The organism is Actinomyces sp. 2119, assembly GCF_003591215.1.
GTDB classification, from domain to species: domain Bacteria; phylum Actinomycetota; class Actinomycetes; order Actinomycetales; family Actinomycetaceae; genus Actinomyces; species Actinomyces lilanjuaniae.
On the sequence record NZ_QYRR01000001.1, the window covers coordinates 94,318 to 110,938 of the forward strand.

Here is a 16,621-nt window from a genome sequence, read left to right on the forward strand (position 1 = left end):
CGCGAGTGCCTGGCCACGACCCCAGCCCAGCAGGAACCACGCAGCCTCGGGGCAGTGTCCCGACGGTACCGGTACCCGAGCTGGTGCCCGTCCTTCTCGGCGGTGATATCGGGGTCTACGCCCTGGCACGCTGCTTCCACGAGGCCTACCGGGTGGTCTCGGTGTGCATCGCTCCCCGGCCGACGCAGGTCCTGACCCGATCGCGTATCGTGCGCACGGTCGCGCTGGGAGAGCACAGTGAGCCGGGAGACTACGTGGAGGCCGCCCTTGACGTGGCCAGGCGCACACCGGGTGCCAGGCGGGTGCTCCTGGCCAACACGGACTGGCACATCCGCGTCATCAACGACCACAGGCAGGTGCTTGCCGAGCACTTTGAGATCCCGGTTGCTAGCGCCCCCGTCGCTGCCCGTGTCTCAGACAAGGCTGTCTTTGCCCAGGTGTGCGCAGAGCTAGGGGTGCCCACCCCCGCCACTGTGGTCCAAGACTTCACAGATGCTGGTGCCCAGGACTGGAAGCCGGCCGACACCGCTGCCCTCGGTTACCCGCAGATCGCCAAGCCCGCGTCCTCCGCGGAGTACAACGACCTGCGCATGGAGGACAAGAAGAAGGTCTTCGTGGTCGCTGACGCCCAGGAGGCTGACTCCCTGTGGCAGCGTCTGCGCTGCGCAGGGTTCCGCGGCCACTTCCTGGCCCAGGAGCTCATCGGCGGGGACGACACCTCGATGCGCTCCCTGACCGCCTACGTCGACTCGTGGGGACGTGCCGTGCTTACCGGGTCGGCCAGGGTCCTGCTGGAGGACCACGCCCCGACGATGCTGGGCAACCCGGTGTCCATGATTACCGAGCCCTTCACCGAGATGATGGAGCAGGCCGTCAGGCTGCTGGAGCACGTCGGCTACAGGGGCTTCGCCAATTTCGACATTAAGGTGGACCCCCGTGACGGGCGAGCGCTTTTCCTGGAGGTCAACCCGCGCATCGGGCGCAACTGCTACTACATGGCTGCTGCGGGCCACAATCCGGTGACCTTCGCCGTGCGCGACCTGGTCCTGGGACGTGAGGTAGAGCCTGCGCGAGTTGACCAGGAGGTGCTCTACTCGCTGCTTCCCCACCGGCTGCTCAGACGGTACCTGCGCGAGGAGTCCCTGCGCAGCCGGGTCAACGCCTTGGTGAGCAGCGGTCGCAGTGCCAATCCGCTGCGCTACCACCGGGACCGCTCCCTCAGACGTAACCTCGTGGTCAGCGCCCAGGAGCTCAACCAGTACCGGAAGTTTGCCCGCTACTACCCGCAGGCCACCGATACCGCCTTCTAGACCTTGTCAGATCCTGCCCTTGTGGCATCTTGCTCTTCCACACCTTGTCACCCACGACCTGCTTTGCCCACAGACACGGCATGACCGAGAAAGACGCACCGATGAGTAGCAGTACCGACAACAAGCCCGCCCAGGTCCCCGCAGCGGCCATGCGCGAGGTCGACTGGCAGACCTTCGCAAGGATCGCGGCTGATGCGGAGGTGACGCTGCCTGTCGAGCAGACGGTGGTCTGGGACTCCTTCGACACCGCTATGGAGGGGCGCCAGCCCTGGGGGCGTGTGGTGTACCAGGGGGCAGACGGCCGGGACCGCGCCCTGGTGTCACTGACGCGGATGACGGTCCGGGGCTTCCCCTACCTGTGGGCGCGTCACGCCCCGGTGTGGCTGGGGGAGGAGCCGACTCCCCAGGAGGAGGCCGAGCTGCGGCGCCTGCTGGTCGCGGGAGTGCGCCACCGCGACCCTCGGGTCGTCTTTGTCCGTCTCCACGCCGCTGTCCAGGGACCGGACTGCCACGAGCTGCTTCAGACCATGACCTACGACCGCACCGTCGTCCTTGACCTGGACCGCCAGGACGACGAGGCCGTCCTGGCGTCCTTCAAGTCCCGGGGACGACGCGATGTGCGCAAGGCGCTGCGCCACGAGGAGCTGACCTTCCACGACGAGACCGACAGGGCGCAGGAGGTGTTCTCCGAGCTCTACGAGATTCTCACCGAGACTGGGGAGCGCGACGGCTTCCGGTCGGCGCCGGAGTCCGTGTACCGCACGATGCTGCGCACCCTGGGACCCGATCACGCTCGTCTGTACGTGGCACGTCGGCAGGGCCAGGAGGCGCTGGTGTGGTCCCTGGTCACCGTCTACGGGGACGGCGCCCTGCGCTACTATGCCGGCTCCTCCGCCCAGGGGCGGCGGCTGCGGGCGGCGGACGCCCTGGTCTACAAGGAGGCCTGCTGGCTGCGCGCCCAGGGGGTGCGGACCTACGACCTCATGGGCGTGGACTCCCCGCGTGTGCCTGAGCTCGCCGGGGTCCGGGAGTTCAAGAACAAGTTCGTCACTGACGGTCCGGTTGACGTGCCAGGTGCGTGGGACGTACCGGTGTATCCCCGAGTCTACGCGGGGCTCGTCCGTGCCCTGGGCCTTAAGCGGACACTCACCACCAGGCTGCGTGAGCGCAGGTCCCGCAGCTCTGCAGACGCCTCTTCCTGAGGCGGCTGTCAGCGCCGGGCTACCACGGTCTGCCCGGGTACCAGGACACGAGGTTGGCCGTGGTGCTGCCAGGCATCTTGCTGCTGCACCTGTGGGCGTGAGTCGGTGCCGGGTGGCTGCCAGCTCAGCAGCACTCTGCCCGCGGGTACGTGCTGGTCCCGGTCGGACAGGTTGGCCGCCACCACGACGTCCTTGTAGGCCACCGTGATGACCCCCTGCTTGTCGTGGACCTGGGGCCAGGACCGGCGGGAGGACCACTCTAGCCTGCGGCGCAGCGCGATGAGGTCCTGGTACCAGCGCAGCATCCGGGCGTGTTCCGGATGGTTGCGCTGCGTCCAGTCCAGCCGTGAGGCCAGGAAGGTGGCCGGGTCCTGGGGGTCAGGAACGTCCTGGGCGTCCCATCCGAACCCAGTGAACTCCTCGATCCGCCCCTGTGAGACGCTGCTGGCCAGCTGTGGGTCGTCGTGGTCAGTGAAGAAGCGGAAGGGCGTGCGGGTCCCCCACTCTTCTCCCATGAACAGCATCGGCGTGTAGGGGCTGAGGAGCAGCAGCGCCGCCTGTGCCGCCAGCACCTCGTCGGGAAGCGACTGGGAGGGGCGGTCTCCCAGGGCGCGGTTGCCGACCTGGTCGTGGTTGGAGGTGAAGACCACGAAACGCCTCGGATCGGTCCCCTCAGGTACGGGCGCGCCCCAGGTCCGACCCCGGAAGGAGGACCAGGTCCCGTCGTGGAGGAAGGCGCCCTGGTAGGCCTTGACCCAGGCCCCGGGCTCAGCGAAGTCGGCGTAGTACCCCTGTGACTCCCCGGTCAGGCGAGCGTGCAGCGCGTGGTGGACGTCGTCAGCCCACTGGGCGGTCATCCCCAGGCTGGGATGCTGGGCGGGAGGGTTCTGCAAGGTCGGGGTGATGACACCGACGTCGTTGAGGTCGGACTCGGCGACCAGGCTCAGGGGCCGCCCTAGCCGGGCACTCAGGGCCTGGACGGCCTGCGACATCTGGGCCAGGACGTGCGGCCCGGGACCGCCGCCGTGGGAGGAGGTGTCCTTGATCTCGTGGATCGCGTCCAGCCGCAGGGCGTCGACGTGGAAGTCGCGCAGCCAACGCAGGGCTGCGTCGATGACGTAGGCGCGGACCTGCTCGCAGCCGTCCTGGTCGAAGTTGACCGCCTCCCCCCAGGGCGTGTGGTGGGCCTGGGTGAAGTAGGGGCCGAAGACGCTGAGGTAGTTCCCGCTGGGGCCCAGGTGGTTGTAGACCACGTCCAGGCACACGCCGATGCCGACGGCGTGTGCAGCGTCGACGAACCGTGCCAGGGCGTAGGGGCCGCCGTAGGCCTCGTGGACCGCCCACAAGGAGACCCCGTCGTAGCCCCACCCCGCCTGGCCCGGGAAGGGAGCCAGCGGCATCAGCTCGACCACGTCCACGCCCAGGGCAGCCAGGTCGCTCAGGCGCTCGGCCGCGCAGTCCAGGGTGCCGCCGGGGGTGAAGGTGCCCACGTGCAGCTCGTAGATCACCGAGCCCAGGACGTCTCGCCCCTGCCAGCTGGTGTCTGTCCACACCTCCTGCCCCCAGGTTCCGGGCAGCACGAGCCGGGAGGGACCGTGCACGCCCTTCGGCTGGAATGCGCTGCGGGGGTCGGGCCGGTCCGGTGAGCCGTCTACCCGGAAGGCGTAGTCGGTCCCCTCCTCCAGGTCCACCGGGGACAGCCACCAGCCGTCGTGGGCGCGCTCCATCCCGATGAGCCTGTCGCTGGCGGGCAGGTGCAGCTCGACCGCACTGGCGGACGGCGCCCACACCGGGACGCGGGGACCCGGAGGAGGAGCGGGTGAGTACCAGGGCGGAGGCCAGGAGCCCTCGGGCGAGGTTTCTACGGGCAGGGCCCCGGAGCCGGGACGGAGGGCCTCCTCAGGGGTGCTGTCAGGGGTTGTGGGGTACTGGTGGCCGCTCATACGTCTCATACGTCCGTCTCCTGGGACGTGATCGCCTGGACGGCCCTGGGGATACGGGCCAGGACGACGACCGGAGCCTCCCCGACGACATCGGCCAGCCGTTGGAACCCGCCCTGGGTACGGGTCTCGGACACGACGTCCTGCCAGGTCCCCTCGGGCAGGACGACGCTCTCCTCGCGCCAGCCGCCCAGCTGCTCCAGGCGGTAGCTCAGCCGCCGCGCGATGACGACGACGTCCGGCTCCTCGTCCAGGAGGCGGGCGTAGGCGAAGGCGAAGGAGGTGGTGACCGGGATCGCCCGGTACCCCGAGCGGGGGCCGACAAAGGTCTCCGGGCGCTGGGCACGTAGGCGCAGAATCCTGGCGGTCAGAGCCAGCTTCTCCTCGTCCAGGCCCCGGGGACTCTGCCCGGCGTCCAGGCGCTCCAGGACCGCCTCCAAACCGGAGGCGCCCGTGTAGCTCACCACCCGGCGGTTGTCCGGGTCCACCAGGGAGGTGCGGGTCACTTCACTGCCCTGGTAGACGTCGGCCACGCCCAGCCAGGTCAGAGTCAGGGCCTTGTTCGCCAGGACGCAGGCCCGTACCGCCCGGGCGGTCAGAGAGGCGAAGGCCTCCATCTGGCGGGTCACCTCCTCGTCGCTGAGCAGGTGGGCGGCGTAGTCGGTCAGTGCCTGCTCGCGCTCCAAGTCCGGGGCGGTCCAGCTGGTCCACGTCTTCTGCTCCCGGGCGGCCTTGACCAGGTAGCGCCCCAGGCGGTCGGCATCCATCGGGTCTGCGGAGCCGGGAGCCCAGGTGCCCCACAGCGTCTGCCACAGCAGGTTCTCGCTGCGTCCGTCCAGGTCCACTGGCCTGACCCGCTGGGTGGCGGCACGCAGGCGGTGGACCAGGTCCGTCCACTCCTCGGCGTAGGAGGCCAGGACGTCCAGGCGGGCACGGACGTCCTCGCCGCGCTTGGTGTCATGGGTGGTAGAGGTAACCATGGTGTCCGGCCAGGTGGCCTGGACCCGGTCGGCCCAGGCGTGTGCCTCGTCCGCACTGAGAGCGAAGCCTCCCGGGTTGCCGCCCACCTCGGTGAGGCTGGTCAGGTGGGTCCACCGGTAGAAGGCGGTGTCCTCCACTCCCTTGGCGGTTACGGCACCGCACACTTGCTGGAAGCGGATGACGGCCTCAGCCCGTTGCGCGGAGGAGGACAGCCCCTCAGAGCCCACCGGCTCGCCCAGGAGGAGGGCGACCACCAGGTCCAGGGTTTCACTCTGGTCCGCCTCCAGGCGGGCGCGGGCGACCTCGGCGTCACGGTGCACGACGGCAACGGTCTCCGGCGTGGGTGGTGTCCCGGGAACCACGTAGGCCCGGTACTGCTCGGCGGCGACCAGCAGCTCGATGACGCAGGCCCGCAGGTCCTTGAAGGTGTGGTCTCTCAGGCGCACGTCGCGGGAGGTCAGGTCATCCAGGATCCGTGCCAGGCGGTCCACCTCGGAGGCCAGGGAGCCGGCGATGATCTCCCGCTTGGCCTCCTCGGTCACCCGGCCCAGGTCCACCGGCGCGTCCCCCGTCAGCTCCTGCATGAGGGCGCCCAGGCGGGCCGCGCCGGAGGGGTCTACCTGCAGCTGGTCGATCCGCCAGGCCGCGTCATAGCCTGTGGTCCCAGCCACGGACCAGGAGGTGGGAAGGGACTCGTCGGGAGCCAGGATCTTCTCTGCGGCGATCCAGGCTGCGCCGCTGGCAGCAGACAGCCGTGACAGGTAGCCTCCGGGGTCGGCCAGGCCGTCGGGGTGGTCTACCCTCAGGCCGTTGACAACCCCTGAGCCCACCAGCTCCAGCACCAGGGCGTGGGACCCGGAGAAGACCTCAGGGTCCTCCACGCGGATCGCCGCCAGGGTGCCGACGTCGAAGAAGCGACGGTAGTTGATCTCCTCGTCGCCGACCTTCCAATAGGCCAGCCGGTAGTGCTGGCGCTCGACCAGGACGTGCATGGGCAGGGACTCCGTGCCCGCAGCAACCGGGAAGGCGTGGTCGAAGTAGCGCAGCACGTGCTGGGGGCCCAGGTGCTCCTGGCCGGGGACGACCATGGTCTCCAGGACGAGCTCCTCGTCGGCCAGGACCTCCCCGATGCGCCTGCCCAGGACCGGCATGAGGATCGGCTCGTCCACGGAGACGTCGAACCAGGCGGCGTAGGGGGAGTCCGCCCCCTCACGCAGCACGGACCACAGCGGCTGGTTGTGCCAGGCCGGGGTGGGCACGGCCATGTGGTTGGGCACGATGTCGACCACCAGGCCCATGCCTGCGTCGTGGGCGGTGCGGGCCAGGGACTCCAGGCCTGCACGCCCTCCCAGCACCTCGCTGACCCGCTGGTGGTCGATGACGTCGTAGCCGTGCGTGGAGCCGGGGGCGGCGGCGAGCACAGGTGAGAGGTACAGGTCCGTGACACCGAGGCGGGAGAGGTAGGGCACCAGGTTCTCCGCGTCGGCGAAGGTAAGGTCCTCGCTCAGCTGGAGACGGTAGGTAGTCACCGGGGTGCGCCGCCCTGGCCCGGGGACGTGGCCGGACCAGGGGGCGTAGCCGCCGCTGGCCTGGGTGGGTGGGTGGGTGGTCCCGGGGAGGGTCTCACCAGTGCCCGGGCCCGTCGAGTGACCGCTGGGTCCTAAGGCCTGGAGCGGTGCAGCCGGGACGTGCCCCGGCTGGTCGTGCTGCGGTGTCGTGGGTGATGTCGTGGGTGACGTGGCTGTCATGACCGCCTCCTCACCGCCTCGGTCGTTACCGCCTTGCCTGCCGCTGTCTCCGTCGGTGCTGTCTCGCTGGGTGCAGTCGGTTCAGACGTCCCAGACGCTGCTGCGGCTGTCTCGTGCGAGGCCGGTGAGTCGGCGCTGACGAGGAACAGCATGGAGCGGGCCTCCACGGTCACCGACTCGCTCGCTGACAGCACCGGGTCGGAGTCACCGTCCACCGCGGGGGCGGTGTCCAGTGCCACGGTCCAGGCGGGTGAGTAGTCGGGGCCGGGCAGGGTGAAGTCGATGTCCTCGGCCGAGGCGTTGATAAGGACCAGGAAGGAGTCGTCGACGACCCGCTGCCCCAGGGCGTCGGGTTCGGCGATGGCCTCTCCGTTGAGAAAGACCATCATGGAGCGCGCGTACCAGGTGGTCCAGTCCTGCTCGGTCATGGACTGGCCCGACGGCGCCAGCCACTCGATCTCTCCCAGCTCGGACTCGCCGCCGTGGCTGGCGTCGCCGGTGAAGAAGCGTCTGCGGCGCAGAACCGGGTGGTCCCGGCGTAGCCACATCATGGTCCTGGTGAACTCCAGCAGCTCCTGGCCGCGCTCGTCCAGATCCCAGCTGACCCAGGAGGTCTCGTTGTCCTGGCAGTAGACGTTGTTGTTACCCCCCTGGGTGCGGCCCATCTCGTCGCCGTGGCAGATCATGGGGACCCCCTGGCTGAACAGGATCGTGGCCAGGAAGTTGCGAGTCTGGCGGCTGCGCAGCTCATTGACCTCGGGGTCGTCGGTGGGTCCCTCCACGCCGCAGTTCCACGAGCGGTTGTCGGAGTCGCCGTCGGCCCCGCCCTCGCCGTTAGCCTCGTTGTGCTTCTCGTTGTAGGACACCAGGTCGTGCATCGTGAACCCGTCGTGGGCGGTGACGAAGTTGATGCTGGACACGGGTGTGCGCCCGGAGTGCTGGTAGAGGTCGGAGGATCCGGTGATCCGGGAGGCGAACTCTCCCAGGGTCGAGGGCTCACCCCGCCAGAAGTCACGTACCGTGTCACGGTACTTGCCGTTCCACTCGCTCCACAGGGTGGGGAAGCCGCCCACGTTGTAGCCGCCGTCCCCCACGTCCCAGGGCTCGGCGATGAGCTTGACCTGGGAGATCACCGGGTCCTGATGGATGATGTCGAAGAAGGCGCTGAGCTTGTCCACCTCGTGGAACTGGCGGGCCAGCGTGGAGGCCAGGTCGAAGCGGAAGCCGTCCACATGCATCTCGGTGACCCAGTAGCGCAGGGAGTCCATGATGAGCTGCAGCACGGCGGGGGAGCGCATGAGCAAGGAGTTTCCCGTGCCTGTGGTGTCGAAGTAGTGGGCCTGGTCACCGTCGACCAGTCGGTAGTAGGAGGCGTTGTCGATGCCCCGGAAGGAGAGGGTGGGGCCCATGTGGTTCCCCTCGGCGGTGTGGTTGTAGACCACGTCGAGGATGACCTCGATGTCGGCCTCGTGGAGGGCCTTGACCATCGACTTGAACTCCTGGACCTGCTCACCCTGGGTCCCGTAGGCGGCGTAGGTGCTGTGCGGGGCGAAGAAGCCGATGGTGTTGTAGCCCCAGTAGTTGGACAGGCCCTTGTCCTGCAGGTAGGCGTCGTTGACGAACTGGTGGACCGGCATCAGCTCGATGGCGGTCACCCCCAGGTCCTTGAGGTGCCTGATGACGGCTGGCTGTGTCAGGCCCGCGTAGGTGCCTCGCAGCTCCTCGGGAACCTCAGGATGCAGCTGGGTGAGCCCCTTGACGTGGGCCTCGTAGATGATGGTCTCGTGGTACTCGTGGGCCGGGGGACGGTCGTGCCCCCAGTCAAAGTAGGGGTTGACCACGACCGAGCGCATCGTGTGCGCCGCCGAGTCCTGGGTGTTACGCACCTCAGGATCGGTGAAGTCGTAGGAGTACAGCGTGGGGGAGGGCTCGACCTGGCCGGTCATTGCCTTGGCGTAGGGGTCCAGGAGGAGCTTGGAGGGGTCGCAGCGGTGGCCTGCCTCCGGGCTGTAGGGGCCGTGGACCCTGTAGCCGTACTGCTGGCCCGGGCTGACTCCCGGCAGGTAGGCGTGCCAGACGTCTCCGTCCACCTCGGTGAGGGGGACGGCGGTCTCCCGCCCCTCCTCGTCGAACAGGCACAGCTCCACGGCGGTCGCCGCGGAGGAGAACAGGGAGAAGTTGGTGCCTGCTCCGTCGTACGTGGCTCCCAGGGGGTAGGGCTGTCCCGGCCAGATCTGCTGAGTCTGAAGAGTCGGCATGGGTCCAACCCTGCCACGCCCGGTGCCCTGAGTGGAGGACGTTAGGCGATGGGATGCCACCTGTCGCTGCCAGGGTGCCTGCGCGCAGCCCGGGTCGGCGTTGCTGCTGTCGGGGCGACAAGGTCGAAAGGGCGGGGCGAAAGCGTGGTCGGAGGTCTCCGCCCCGGAGGCGCTGTACAGCAAGGTCGACACCACATGGGTGTCACTTGGCGTTGCGGGGCGAGGTTGGTAGAGTTCCGGCTGTCTCCCCGGGGCGGCATCAGACGGCTCTTGGAAGGCGACACTGCGGATGTGGCTCAGTTGGTAGAGCATCACCTTGCCAAGGTGAGGGTCGCGGGTTCGAGTCCCGTCATCCGCTCGGGCGATTGGCGCAGCGGTAGCGCGCTTCCCTGACACGGAAGAGGTCACTGGTTCGAACCCAGTATCGCCCACTGGTCGCCTGTGCTGGCGGCGACATAACCTGCACGCACTGGATTTCACCCCAGTAGTTCCTTGGGCCAGGAGGTCACGTCACCGGTCGGAGGGCTGAGGTGCGTGGCGGTGCCTACGAAACCCTCAGCAGAGGCTGAGGCCTGGCTTCGGGACGAGGTTTGTCATGAGGACTGCACTGGTCACTGGCGGCAACAGAGGAATTGGCAGGGAAGTCTGCCGGGCGCTGTCGGCGTTGGGGGACCACGTCTATCTTGGCAGCAGGGATGTCGTGGTCGGCCGGCGTGTGGCCAGGGCGATCCAGTCGGAAGGCGACATTGAGTGTGTCAGGCTGGACGTCACCTCCGGTGAGGACGTGAGCGCTCTTTCTGAGCACGTGGGCGAGAACCTGGATGTTCTCGTGAACAATGCGGGCATCTACAATGCGCTCCCCTTCCGGAGGCTTTCCGTGGACGACGTCAGGCAGTCGTGCGAGACTAATATGCTGGGGCCGTTCTCTCTCATATCAGAGTTTCTCCCCAAGATGAACCGCCGCGGCCAGGGGCGGATCATCAATGTTTCCTCGGGCTATGGAACGTTCTCTGACAGGATCAGTGGACCCGCCGCGTACGGTATATCGAAGGCGGCGCTGAACGCCCTGACGGTCGTGGCGTCGCAGGAGGCGGAGGGAAACGTCGAGGTAAACGCTGTCTGCCCCGGGTGGGTGCGCACCGACATGGGAGGGGACGGCGCTCCGCGGGACGTCTCTGAGGGGGCGGACACGATCGTCTGGCTCGCGACCCGGCCCGCTGACGGAGGACGGATCAACGGTCAGCTGCTACGGGACAGGAAGGTAGTTCAGTGGTGAGGTTCCACCGGTGAGGCTACGACGTCCTCGCGCGGGTAGTTGCGCGGGTACTTGTCCTTGCAGACGCGAGCCCTCGGGTCGTCAGACCTTCTGGCCTGGCACGCGGGAGCTGTTGGTGACCAGTCTCCCCGCGTCGTCCTGGTGGTAGCACGGTAGCCTGGTGACCGGCGGGGTGTGAGTAGACTGCCCGCCCAGACGGGTGCACCGGTACAGCGCCCCATGACCCATGAGGAGACGACCCCGTGCCATCTCAGCCCACGCCCCACGTCATCGTTGACGGCGTCGAGCGCGCCATCGGTGCCGCAGCCACCGGCGCCACCGTGTTCGAGGAGGAGGTCAGGACCGGGCAGGTGGTCGCCGTACGCGTTGACGGCGAGCCCTGGGACCTGGAGCGGGAGCTACCTGAGGCCGCGGTCGTTGAGCCGATTACCCTTGACTCTGAGGACGGGCTGAACATCCTGCGCCATTCCGCCACCCACGTCATGGCCCAGGCCGTCCAGGAGATCTTCCCCGACGTCAACCTCGGCGTCGGTCCCTTCATCACTGACGGCTTCTACTACGACTTCGGCGGCATCGAGGCAGTGACGCCCGAGCTGCTCCGCGAGGTCGAGAAGCGTATGAAGCGCATCGTCAAGGAGGGGCAGCGCTTCGTGCGCCGCGAGATCACCGAGGCCCAGGGGCGGGCCGAGCTGGCCGACCAGCCCTACAAGCTCGAGCTCATCACCACCAAGGGGGCCGGTGCGGAAGGAGCCTCCGTGGAGGTCGGCTCCGGGGGGCTGACCATGTACGACAACGTCCGTCGTGACGGCACCGTGGCCTGGACGGACCTGTGCCGCGGCCCTCACCTTCCCTCCACCCGGCTCATCGGCCAGGGCTTCGCCCTCACCAAGTTCTCCTCGGCCTACTGGAAGGGGGACCAGTCCGGCGACTCCCTGCAGCGCATCTACGGTACTGCCTGGCCCTCCAAGGACGAGCTCAAGGCTTACCAGCACCGCCTGGCCGAGGCTGCCAGACGTGACCACCGCAGGCTGGGCGCCGAGCTCGACCTGTTCTCCTTTCCCGAGGAGCTGGGAGCGGGCCTGCCGGTCTTCCACCCCAAGGGAGGCGTGCTCAAGCGGGTCATGGAGGACTACGTCCGTGAGGCCCACATCCGCAGCGGCTTCCTCTACGTAGGCACCCCCCACATCTCCAGGGAGGAGCTGTTCCACGTCTCGGGGCACCTTCCCTACTACGCCGACGGCATGTTTCCCCCGATGGACGACGACGGGCAGGCCTACTACCTCAAGGCCATGAACTGCCCGATGCACAACCTCATCTTCGGTTCCCGGGGACGCTCCTACCGCGAGCTGCCCCTACGCCTGTTCGAGTTCGGCACCGTCTACCGCAACGAGAAGTCCGGTGTCCTCCAAGGCCTGACCAGGGTGCGCTCCATCACCCAGGACGACTCCCACTCCTACTGCACCCCCGAGCAGGCCCCCGACGAGGTCCGCCACCTGCTGACCTTCGTCCTGACCCTCCTGAAGGACTTCGGCCTGGACGACTTCTACCTAGAGGTCTCCACCCGGGACGAGGACGGGAGGAAGAAGGACAAGTTCATCGGCACTGACGAGCAGTGGGCCTCCGCCACCGAGATCCTGACCACGATCGCCGCCGAGTGCGCCCGGGACAACGACCTGCTGGTGGTTGACGACCCGGGTGGCGCCGCCTTCTACGGCCCCAAGATCTCGGTGCAGGCCAAGGACGCCATCGGGCGGACCTGGCAGATGTCAACCATCCAGTACGACTTCAACCAGCCCCACCGCTTCGGCCTGGCCTATACCGCACCGGACGGGACCCACCGTGAGCCCGTCATGATCCACTCCGCCAAGTTCGGGGCCATCGAGCGCTTCATCGGGGTCCTCACCGAGCACTACGCCGGGGCCTTCCCGGCGTGGCTCGCCCCGGTGCAGGTGCGTCTGGTCCCCGTCGCGGAGGCCTTTAACGACTATGTTGACTCCGTGGCTGCCAGGCTGCGTGAGCACGGGGTCCGGGTGGAGGTGGACGCCTCCGACGACCGCTTCGGCAAGAAGATCCGTAACGCCTCCAAGGAGAAGGTGCCTTTCACGCTGATCGCCGGAGGGGAGGACGCGCAGGCAGGGGCCGTGTCCTTCCGGTTCCGAGACGGCGGGCAGACCAACGGTGTGCCCGTGGACCAGGCCGTGGCGCACATCGTGTCCGTGATCACTGACCGGGTCAATGACCCGGCAGGGGAGAGGCTGCCCCGTGAGTGACGCAGAGCCGGAGGAGCACACCGGGTCCGGGTGCCACGAGCACGCTGCAGCGCACGGCGGTCGCGCTGCTGAGCCGCCCCTCTACCACGAGGGGGCGCCGTCAGCCTTCCAGCGGCTGTGGACCCCCCACCGGATGGTCTATATCGGGGGCCAGGACAAGCCTGCTGACGACTCGGCCTCCCAGTGCCCGTTCTGTGCCGGCCCGGAGCGGGAGGACGAGGAGGCCCTTATCGTCCACCGCGGGCGGCTCGCCTACGTCCTCATGAACCTCTACCCCTACAACACCGGCCACCTCCTGGTGTGCCCTTACCGGCATGTCTCGGACTGGACTCAGGCCAGCGCCCAGGAGCGTGTCGAGATTGGTGAGCTGACAGCCCGGGCCATGGAGGTCGTGCGCCACGTCTCCCACCCGCACGGCTTCAACCTGGGGATGAACCAGGGGGACGTAGCGGGAGCCGGGATTGCCGCCCACCTCCACCAGCACATCGTCCCGCGCTGGAAGGGTGACGCCAACTTCATGCCGATCATTGGCCGTACCAAGCCGGTGCCCCAGCTCCTGGGCGACCAGCGTGACATGCTTGCTGCTGCCTGGGAGGCGGCGTGAGGCGCACGGGCACAGGGGAGGTGCTGAAGTAGCGATGCTGGGTAACCACGGACGCGGCCTGACCAGGGCACTGTTCACCCGGCCTGCCCTGGCTATGGCCAGAGCAGGCGTGACACCCAACGTGCTGACCGTGGCCGGGACCGTGCTGTCGGTGTCCGCAGCGGTGCTCCTGCTGCCTCAGGGCCACTTCGTAGCCGGGCCGCTGGTGCTGGCTCTGGTGCTCGTGGCCGACTCCTTTGACGGAATCCTGGCCCGTGCCACGGGACGCACCTCCGTCTTCGGCGCCTTCCTGGACTCCACGATGGACCGCCTTGCCGACGGCGCGGTCTTCGCCTCCCTTGCCGCCTGGGCGGCGCTGCGTATGGAGGCTGGGGCACTGCGTACTGTGACGCTCGTGGCTGCCCTGTCCTCAGTGGTCCTCGCCGGGGTCGTGCCCTACGCCCGGGCCAGGGCCGAGGCGGTGGGCGTTCAGGCCTCCGTCGGCGTGGCAGAGCGCACCGACCGCCTGGTGGTGGCTCTGCTGGCTACCCTTGCGGTGGGCCTGGGTGCCCCGTTGTGGGTGCTGACCCTCGGCCTGTCCTACGTGTGCCTCGCCTCCCTGGTGACCGTGCTCCAGCGGGTCCGTGCCGTAGCGGTCCAGACCGCCCCCACCCCCTCCTCAGCCGAGCCAGGCCTGGACGGCAGCCCTGCCCCCGGGACGCCTGGTCCTGTTCCGGGGACCGCAGGGACAGCGGCGGACGGGAGGCCCTCGTGAAGCGGGTCCGGGTGAGACAGGTCGGTGCCGAGGACCTCTACCGGTTCGCCTGGAAGGCTGTGCCCCACCTGCCGGGCAGCATCGGCTACGCCCTCTTCCACGTCGGTGCCGACCTGGCCTGGGCACTGCACCGGGTACGTGGCGGGCGCGGAGGTGTGGGCCAGCTAGAGAGGAACCTGGCCCGGCTACTGGACCAGCCTGTTGGTTCCCGCCAGGTCTCGCGCCTCTCGCGCCAGGCCATGCGCTCCTACATGCGCTACTTCTACGAGGCCTTCGCCCTGCCCTCCGTGGGTGCCAGCCAGCTCGCGGCCCGGGTGCGGTTCGAGGGGGCGTCCCAGGTCCTAGAGGACCTGGGACGCGGCAACGTCGTCGTGGCTCTGCCTCACACCGGGAACTGGGACCTGGCTGCGGCCTGGGCCTGCCGTGAGCTGGCACCGGTGCTGACGGTGGCGGAGAGGCTGGAGCCTGAGGATCTCTTTGAGCAGTTCACGCGCTTCCGCGAGCAGCTGGGGCTGCGCATCATCGGCCAGGGTCGTGGTGAGAAGGTGTTTGACCGACTCCTGGAGGCCGCAGGGCAGGATCGGTACGTGATCGCCCTCCTGGCTGACCGGGACCTGTCGTCCTCGGGGGTCAGGGCTGAGCTGTGCGGTTACCCGGTCTACGTTGCCGCCGGACCGGCGGCCCTGGCTCACCGGCTGAGCCTGCCGTTGTACACGGCGGTCATCTACTACGAGAGGCTGTCAGGACGGCGGCGGCGTCAGGCAGGCTCGCCGTGGGGGCTGGTCCTGAGCGTACGCAAGGTCGAGGTCCCCGTCGTAGAGACGGGGCACGACCAGGTAGCAGAGCACACGCGAGCCTGGGTACGGGCCGTTGAGCCCCTGCTGGTGGACCACCTGGTGGACTGGCACATGCTTCAGCCCGTCTTTGAGGAGGACCTCGATCCCGAGCGCCTGGCCCGGGGCCGCTCCCGCGGTGCGGGACACGGGGAAGGGGCTGGCCGCTCGGCCAGCCAGGGCAGTGGCGAGCAGGACGGCGGCGGCAGCGAAGGTAGCGGGCGTGCTGCTGTCTTGGGTGAGGGGAGATCATGAGGATCGGCATCGTGTGCCCGTACTCCTTTGACGCCCATGGTGGGGTGCAGGTCCACGTGACAGATCTGGCGCAGGAGCTGTCCAGGCGGGGGCACGACGTGTCCGTGCTGGCTCCGGCGAGCGAGGGCACCGATCTCCCTAAGTGGGTGACCAGCGCCGGTGACGCCCTTGCCATCCCCTACAACGGCTCCGTCGCCCGGCTCAACTTCGGCGCGGCTGTCGCCCGACGGGCCAGGCGGTGGCTGGCGGCCGGGGACTTCGATGTCCTTCACGTCCACGAGCCCATTACCCCCTCGGTGGGCATGCTGGCGCTGCAGGCCGCCACTGGCCCGGTGGTGGGAACCTTCCACGCGGCCATGGACCGCTCCCTGGCCCGAGAACTGGTCTCACCTGTCGCCGTACCGCTGCTGGAGAAGCTCTCAGCGCGCATCGCCGTCTCCGAGGAGGCCCGCAGAACCCTCGTCCAGCACCACGGCGGAGACGCCGTCGTCATCCCTAACGGGGTCAGCATCGCCCCCTTCGCCACCGCCCCCCGGGACGACCCGCGCTTCCGCGGGACGCCCCAGTCTCCTACGATTGCCTTCCTGGGACGCCTGGACGAGCCCCGAAAGGGCCTGACCGTGCTCGCCGCCGCGGTACCTGCGGTCCTGGAGGCCTTTCCGGGTGCGCGCTTCCTGGTGGCTGGACGGGGACAGGCCCAGGAGGTGCGTGACAGCCTGGCCCGATACGGGGATGCAGTGCGCTTCCTGGGAGGCGTCACCGAGGAGGACAAGGCTTCCCTGCTAGCCTCGGCGTCGTGCTACGTGGCGCCGCAGACGGGGGGGGAGTCCTTCGGAATCGTCCTGGTGGAGGCGATGGCTGCGGGGACGTCGGTGGTCGCCTCTGACATCACCGCCTTCTCCGACGTCCTGGGTGCGGGGCGCTACGGCACCCTGTTCCCCCGTGGGGACCCGCAGGGCCTGGCCCACGCCGTTATCACCACTCTGCGTGACACCGAGGCGGCTGCTGCCCGTCGCGAGGCGGCGGCGGCCGTTGTCACACGCTATGACTGGCAGACGGTCACCGACGCCGTGCTCGACGTCTACGATATGGCCCTGTCCGCGGCTCACACGCGGGTGAGCCTGGAGCCGGGATCGCGTACCATGCTGGCGCGGCTACGCGGTAAGAGAGGGGACTGAGCATGCCCTCAT

Annotated in this window: 11 protein-coding genes and 2 tRNA genes; 10 read left to right on the forward strand and 3 right to left on the reverse strand. The window is 68.6% G+C overall.

Features of this window, described 5'->3' with window-relative positions; genetic code table 11:
• The first annotated feature begins 5 nt into the window (after positions 1-5).
• Positions 6-1,310, forward strand: a complete 1,305-nt coding sequence (locus tag D4740_RS00405; protein WP_119834981.1) for an ATP-grasp domain-containing protein — start codon at positions 6-8, stop codon at positions 1,308-1,310.
• Between the two features lie 101 nt (positions 1,311-1,411).
• Positions 1,412-2,512 carry a GNAT family N-acetyltransferase gene (locus tag D4740_RS00410; protein WP_119834982.1) on the forward strand — a complete coding sequence of 367 codons (1,101 nt, stop codon included), beginning with the start codon at positions 1,412-1,414 and terminating at the stop codon, positions 2,510-2,512.
• Positions 2,513-2,520: 8 nt separating this feature from the next.
• On the opposite strand, the gene treZ is transcribed toward D4740_RS00410, so the two are convergent.
• The 3 genes from treZ to glgX are packed head-to-tail and all read right to left on the reverse strand — an operon-like array spanning position 2,521 to position 9,439.
• Positions 2,521-4,464 carry a malto-oligosyltrehalose trehalohydrolase gene (gene treZ / locus D4740_RS00415; RefSeq protein WP_259390565.1) on the reverse strand — a complete coding sequence of 648 codons (1,944 nt, stop codon included), beginning with the start codon at positions 4,462-4,464 and terminating at the stop codon, positions 2,521-2,523.
• A complete protein-coding gene (gene treY, locus D4740_RS00420; protein WP_119834984.1) occupies positions 4,461-7,181 on the reverse strand; it encodes a malto-oligosyltrehalose synthase in 2,721 nt (906 codons plus the stop codon). Before treY ends, treZ begins: the two co-directional genes overlap by 4 nt.
• The gene (glgX, locus tag D4740_RS00425; protein WP_182911290.1) at positions 7,178-9,439 is read right to left on the reverse strand and encodes a glycogen debranching protein GlgX; all 2,262 of its coding nucleotides are present in this window, start codon (positions 9,437-9,439) and stop codon (positions 7,178-7,180) included. Before glgX ends, treY begins: the two co-directional genes overlap by 4 nt.
• Positions 9,440-9,724: 285 nt before the next feature.
• Here glgX and D4740_RS00430 point away from each other — a divergent pair.
• The 8 genes from D4740_RS00430 (at position 9,725) to D4740_RS00465 (ending at position 16,609) form a co-directional block, all read left to right on the forward strand.
• Positions 9,725-9,797 (forward strand) — tRNA-Gly (locus D4740_RS00430).
• Position 9,798: 1 nt separating this feature from the next.
• Positions 9,799-9,870, forward strand: a tRNA-Val gene (locus D4740_RS00435).
• Between the two features lie 164 nt (positions 9,871-10,034).
• The gene (locus D4740_RS00440) at positions 10,035-10,715 is read left to right on the forward strand and encodes an SDR family NAD(P)-dependent oxidoreductase (protein ID WP_119834986.1); all 681 of its coding nucleotides are present in this window, start codon (positions 10,035-10,037) and stop codon (positions 10,713-10,715) included.
• 242 nt (positions 10,716-10,957) lie between these two features.
• A complete protein-coding gene (thrS, locus tag D4740_RS00445) occupies positions 10,958-12,985 on the forward strand; it encodes a threonine--tRNA ligase (protein ID WP_119834987.1) in 2,028 nt (675 codons plus the stop codon).
• Entirely contained in the window at positions 12,978-13,589 is a 612-nt protein-coding gene (locus D4740_RS00450; protein WP_259390566.1) for an HIT domain-containing protein, read from the forward strand. The genes thrS and D4740_RS00450 overlap by 8 nt, the downstream gene beginning before the upstream one ends.
• A gap of 34 nt (positions 13,590-13,623) precedes the next feature.
• The gene (gene pgsA / locus D4740_RS00455; protein ID WP_119834989.1) at positions 13,624-14,343 is read left to right on the forward strand and encodes a phosphatidylinositol phosphate synthase; all 720 of its coding nucleotides are present in this window, start codon (positions 13,624-13,626) and stop codon (positions 14,341-14,343) included.
• Positions 14,340-15,431, forward strand: coding sequence for a phosphatidylinositol mannoside acyltransferase (locus D4740_RS00460; protein ID WP_259390567.1), 1,092 nt, complete (start codon positions 14,340-14,342; stop codon positions 15,429-15,431). The genes pgsA and D4740_RS00460 overlap by 4 nt, the downstream gene beginning before the upstream one ends.
• Positions 15,428-16,609, forward strand: coding sequence for a glycosyltransferase family 4 protein (locus D4740_RS00465; RefSeq protein ID WP_119834990.1), 1,182 nt, complete (start codon positions 15,428-15,430; stop codon positions 16,607-16,609). Before D4740_RS00460 ends, D4740_RS00465 begins: the two co-directional genes overlap by 4 nt.
• The last annotated feature ends 12 nt before the right edge of the window (positions 16,610-16,621 follow it).

What these genes read in the sequence shown, in the direction of transcription:
- treY (WP_119834984.1), bottom strand. Translation starts at nt 7,181, where the DNA reads ATGACAGCCACGTCACCCACGACATCACCCACGACACCGCAGCACGAC.
- pgsA (WP_119834989.1), top strand. Translation starts at nt 13,624, where the DNA reads ATGCTGGGTAACCACGGACGCGGCCTGACCAGGGCACTGTTCACCCGG.
- treZ (WP_259390565.1), bottom strand. Translation starts at nt 4,464, where the DNA reads ATGAGACGTATGAGCGGCCACCAGTACCCCACAACCCCTGACAGCACC.
- D4740_RS00410 (WP_119834982.1), top strand. Translation starts at nt 1,412, where the DNA reads ATGAGTAGCAGTACCGACAACAAGCCCGCCCAGGTCCCCGCAGCGGCC.
- glgX (WP_182911290.1), bottom strand. Translation starts at nt 9,439, where the DNA reads ATGCCGACTCTTCAGACTCAGCAGATCTGGCCGGGACAGCCCTACCCC.
- D4740_RS00465 (WP_119834990.1), top strand. Translation starts at nt 15,428, where the DNA reads ATGAGGATCGGCATCGTGTGCCCGTACTCCTTTGACGCCCATGGTGGG.
- D4740_RS00440 (WP_119834986.1), top strand. Translation starts at nt 10,035, where the DNA reads ATGAGGACTGCACTGGTCACTGGCGGCAACAGAGGAATTGGCAGGGAA.